The sequence below is a fragment of the Nostoc sp. genome (assembly GCF_036916975.1).
In the GTDB taxonomy this organism is placed as follows: domain Bacteria; phylum Cyanobacteriota; class Cyanobacteriia; order Cyanobacteriales; family Nostocaceae; genus Nostoc.
In genome coordinates, this window is sequence record NZ_JBALFF010000088.1 from 1 (window position 1) to 4,636 (window position 4,636).

Annotated in this window: 5 protein-coding genes; 4 read left to right on the forward strand and 1 reads right to left on the reverse strand. The window is 43.2% G+C overall.

Annotated features, from left to right (window positions below; all coding sequences use genetic code 11):
• The first annotated feature begins 146 nt into the window (after positions 1-146).
• Positions 147-1,358, forward strand: a complete 1,212-nt coding sequence (gene coaBC / locus V7K73_RS22350; RefSeq protein WP_334883148.1) for a bifunctional phosphopantothenoylcysteine decarboxylase/phosphopantothenate--cysteine ligase CoaBC — start codon at positions 147-149, stop codon at positions 1,356-1,358.
• A 159-nt stretch (positions 1,359-1,517) separates the two neighbouring features.
• Here coaBC and V7K73_RS22355 read toward each other — a convergent pair whose 3' ends face one another.
• On the reverse strand, positions 1,518-1,895 hold the full coding sequence (locus tag V7K73_RS22355; protein WP_334883149.1) for a hypothetical protein: 378 nt from the start codon (positions 1,893-1,895) through the stop codon (positions 1,518-1,520).
• Between V7K73_RS22355 and V7K73_RS22360 the strand changes: the two genes are divergently transcribed.
• From V7K73_RS22360 to V7K73_RS22370, 3 genes are all read left to right on the forward strand, one after another.
• The gene (locus V7K73_RS22360; RefSeq protein ID WP_334883151.1) at positions 1,870-2,565 is read left to right on the forward strand and encodes a biotin/lipoate A/B protein ligase family protein; all 696 of its coding nucleotides are present in this window, start codon (positions 1,870-1,872) and stop codon (positions 2,563-2,565) included. The two genes, V7K73_RS22355 and V7K73_RS22360, sit on opposite strands and share 26 nt — an antisense overlap.
• A gap of 193 nt (positions 2,566-2,758) precedes the next feature.
• Complete coding sequence (locus tag V7K73_RS22365) at positions 2,759-3,115, forward strand: hypothetical protein (RefSeq protein ID WP_094345345.1); 357 nt, start codon at positions 2,759-2,761, stop codon at positions 3,113-3,115.
• A gap of 103 nt (positions 3,116-3,218) precedes the next feature.
• A complete protein-coding gene (locus V7K73_RS22370) occupies positions 3,219-4,241 on the forward strand; it encodes a spore photoproduct lyase family protein (protein ID WP_334883153.1) in 1,023 nt (340 codons plus the stop codon).
• Positions 4,242-4,636 lie beyond the last annotated feature (395 nt).

Consider the following 4,636-nt stretch of genomic DNA (forward strand, 5'->3'; position numbering starts at 1 on the left):
GTTTGGAGTTTGGAGTTTGGAGTTTGGAGTTTGGAGTTTGGAGTTTGGAGTTTGGAGTTTGGAGTTTGGAGTTTGGAGTTTGGAGTTTGGAGTTAATATTCGTAACTACTTGCTTTTAAGTTACTACTTAGTCCTAACTTTTTACCATGACTAATCCAAAATTGAAGAGGGTTCTAATTGCTGTAGGTGGCGGTATCGCCGCCTACAAAATTTGTGAATTGGTTTCGAGGCTGTTTAAGACTGGGGTGGAAGTCAGAGTTATCCTCACCCGTTCGGCGCAAGAATTTATCACTCCTCTAACAATAGCTACCCTATCTCGTCATCGCGCCTACACAGATGATGATTTTTGGCAAGCTACTCACTCTCGTCCGTTACACATTGATTTGGGTGAATGGGCAGATGTGATGGTAATTGCCCCCTTGACAGCGAATACATTAGCCAAGTTAGCCTACGGGATGGCGGATAATTTACTCACAAATACCGTGCTGGCTTCTACTTGTCCGGTGCTGTTAGCACCCGCGATGAATACGGATATGTGGGAACAGCTATCAGTGCAGCGAAATTGGCAACAGCTATTGATCGATAGCCGATATCATGGAATGAATACAGCATCAGGATTATTAGCGTGCGATCGCATCGGTGCTGGTAGATTAGCAGAACCTCCAGAAATTTTGGCTCACATCCAATCGTTGTTACACACTCAAGGTAAACGAGATTTAGCTGGTAAACGCGTGTTAATCAGTGCTGGGGGAACGCGAGAGTATCTTGACCCAGTTAGATTTATTGGTAATCCTTCTACAGGTAAAATGGGATTAGCGCTATCGCAAGCCGCACTTCACCGAGGTGCAAGTGTCATTTTAGTACATGGCCCTGCTAATTGGGATGTACCATTAGGAGTACAAGCGATTCCCGTCATTAGTGCCGAGCAAATGCAGCACGCCATGCTGGAATGTTTACCCAACGCTGATCTAATTGTGATGTCAGCAGCCGTTGCAGATGTGAAGCCACGAGATTATAGTACAGAAAAATTACCCAAGCGATCACTCCCCCAATCTTTACCTCTGGAACCAGTACCCGATATAGTCGCTCAATTAGCAAAACTCAAACAGCCGCATCAGATATTAATTGGCTTTGCCGCACAAAGTGGTGATATTGTCAAGCCTGCATTAGAAAAGTTACAGAATAAAAAATTAGATGTGATTGTTGCCAATCCCATCGATCAGCCTGATAGCGGTTTTGGGAGTGATAATAATCAAGCGATATTTTTAGATATACAAGGACGGCAGATAGCGATCGCACCTTGTTCTAAATTAGAAATGGCGCATCAATTATTTGATTTTCTTAGCAGCGAATTTTAGATTTTATGGCAGGACTTACGCACAGATAACGGAAAATCGAACCACAGAGGACGCATCCACGGAGGAATAAGAGTTTGAGAGGTTTTTTGCGTAAGTCCTATATCGAACAGAATAAAGGCGTTAGTGGTCAGAATTCAGTTGGGTATTCTGTACTTTAGTCTACTTCAGTAGACTTGAGCTATGAGCCATGAACTTCAGTTCAGGGCGGGTGAGAAAGCCAACAGATAAGCCATTTCTAGACTTTTGTTGACACCAATGGTACTCGCATCTGGACAGAATAGGTTGATCGCAAATAAAGCCATAGCCAGTAGCAGAGCGATCGCAGAACTTTTCGGTCAACTGAGATTCATAAACACATTTTTCCTGATAATCTGAAACAAAAGCATTATTAAATCCTGATATTAGGATGTCAATATCTTTCCAAAGTCCGAAATCTATGAGACAACTAGCAACCGAATCACCATCAACCTGGCGTTTTATCCCAATGCTTAAGACCTCAGGAGCAGTACAAATGGCGATCGATGCTTGGTTGTTCAACCAATGTGACAAGGGATATCACCCATCTACCCTGCGTTTTTATACCTGGCGTCCTTATGCTCTATCTTTGGGGCATCTGCAAAAACGATGGCCAGCCGAGTGGCATAATCTGAGTTACCAGGGACAGAAACTCGATCTAGTTCGTCGGCCAACGGGAGGTAGAGCAGTTATCCACCAAGGAAACTTAACCTACGCTCTGATTACCTCAGCTAGTAATAGAAAAAGCTGGGGTACTTATGAAAAAATCTGTAACTTTTTAATTCAAGGCTGGCAAACCTTGGGTATTGAGTTAAATTATGGTTCTGCTGGACGGGGTTACATTCACAATCCCAGTTGCTTCAACACAGCAACAGCAGCTGACTTAGTTACTGCTGATGGAAGTAAATTTATTGGTAGCGCCCAACGCAAAGGAAGAAATACCATTCTTCAACACGGCTCAATGATTTTGTCTACAGACAAAGGTTTATTTGAGGAAATCTTTGAACAACCGGCTCCGTGGAATACCTCACTTTGTAACGCACAGGAACAGGATGACTGGATTGTAAAGATTGTGGAGACATTGACAGAGACGGCAAAACAGTACTTTGGCATAGAACTAGTTACCCAACCATTTAGCGATCTCGAATGGAAAGATATCGTCAAATTGCGATCGCTTTATGAAGTGCGTTAGCGTAGCTCACCGTAGGTATCGCTTATTGCAAAACTTGAGGTGATGTAGAAAGTAGGAATAGGTGACTGAAATAGAGCAATTGGGAAAGGAAAGTACTACTTTAAATTGGGTAGAACCCGTATAGTCTATGGGTTTCAGTCACTTTTCTAGATTTTACAATATAAGTAAGACTTAAAAATAACGCTTCAATTATATGAAAATACTCTCATCTGAACTAGTACATTTGGGATTTGGCAAATATGTGCGTTCTGACCAAGTGACAGCAGTTATACCAATAGAAGAGGAGCGAGGGCCAGGGCGACGAACCTTTGTTCACATTCAAGGGCAAAGCGATCCAATTATCGCCTCTCGCGCTGAAGATACCATCGTGCGTGATTTGGTACAAGAACCACGCGAAGTTACCCAAGCCCGTCAGCAGCAGGAAATTCTTCAAGATTTATTGGTTAATTTAGGTAATGTTAATTCGACTGTGCGCCGAATTAATCGTGATGAAGGCAGTTTGGATCTTGATTTGTTAGAGCGACGAATTAAGCAAGTCCTGGAAAATTAATTGCAGAAATCAGCAAACTAAATAACGGAGAAAGATATTGCTGAATACCATTACAGACCAAGTTTCAGTATCAGATACACAAACAAGATCGCCAAGGTTGTGGATACCTGAACGGGTACTGTTTACACCTGCTGCCCTAGATGAGGATTGGGGGCAGCAGATTCTTGAACGTGTGCAGTCACTCAACTTATCAATAGAAGAACTATCACAGAACCGCCTGAAGGGTCTGCGCGGTGAGTCTGAGCGGGATACTTACAACATCGCCAAGCGTACCTTAGCTGTAGTTACTGCACCACCCAGTTCTTTTAAACTGAGTCCCATTCCACCTTCTGCGGATTGGCAGTTTCACATTGCCGAAGGTTGTCCGGCTCATTGTCAATACTGCTACCTAGCTGGGAGCTTGTCGGGGCCACCTGTGATTCGCGTTTTTGCTAACTTACCGCAGATATTAGAAAACTTAGCTAACTACGAGCAACAAGGAAAAACCACAAGTTTTGAAGTTAGCTGTTACACTGACCCATTGGGTATTGAGCATTTAACTGGAAGTCTTGCTGAATGTATCCGTTACTTTGGCACTCGTACCAATGCACATCTACGTTGGGTATCGAAGTTTGATGCTGTAGATGGATTACTCGACTTACCACACAATGGACATACTCGCTGTCGGATCAGCGTTAATGCAGCACCGATTTCTGGTAAGTTTGAAGGTGGCACAGCATCGGTAACATCTAGACTTAATGCATTGCGACAGTTGGCGCTACCACAAAAGCGTGGCGGTGGCGGTTATCCAGTAGGCTTGGTAATCGCGCCAATTATGCCGATAGACGATTGGCAAATGCACTATAGTGGTTTGTTTGATCGGATAAACGAGGCACTGGATTTTGACTGTGACCTGACCTTTGAGTTAATCTCCCATCGGTTCACACCTGGGTCAAAAGAAGTTTTACAAACTTGGTATCCGCAATCAAAATTAGAGATGGATGAGGAAAAACGCAGTGTTAAGCGTAATAAGTTTGGTGGCACGAAGTACGTTTATGATAAGGACACAATGAAGGTGTTGCGTAGCTTTTTTGAGAGTGAGATTAGTAGGCGCTTTCCAAATGCTAAAATTCTTTATTGGACTTAGTAGACCACTTGGCTCAAATATAGTTTGAGCAAATTAATTATTGGGTAAGAGAGCGATCGCTCTGGTAGTGTACCCATCAAAATGGGAGCATCCCAATTTTGGTTAAATCTTTTCCCTCTCCCCCAGCCCCTCTCCCAAATATGGGAGAGGGGAGACATAATTCTAGTTCGCCATTCTAGTTCCCCTTCTCCCAAAGATGGGAGAAGGGGTTAGGGGATGAGGGCTATCAAGGTTTTTGCACCTGACGGGATGCTCCCAAATGTGGTGGACTACTAGGGCTATTTCATTCTATTTTTACGCCAGTTTTTAGGAATCTTTTTCAGAAAAATAAGAATTTAAACGCGATTTAAGTTGAGAACCGTAGTTTTTGCCCTCACCCTAAATCCCTCTCCCAA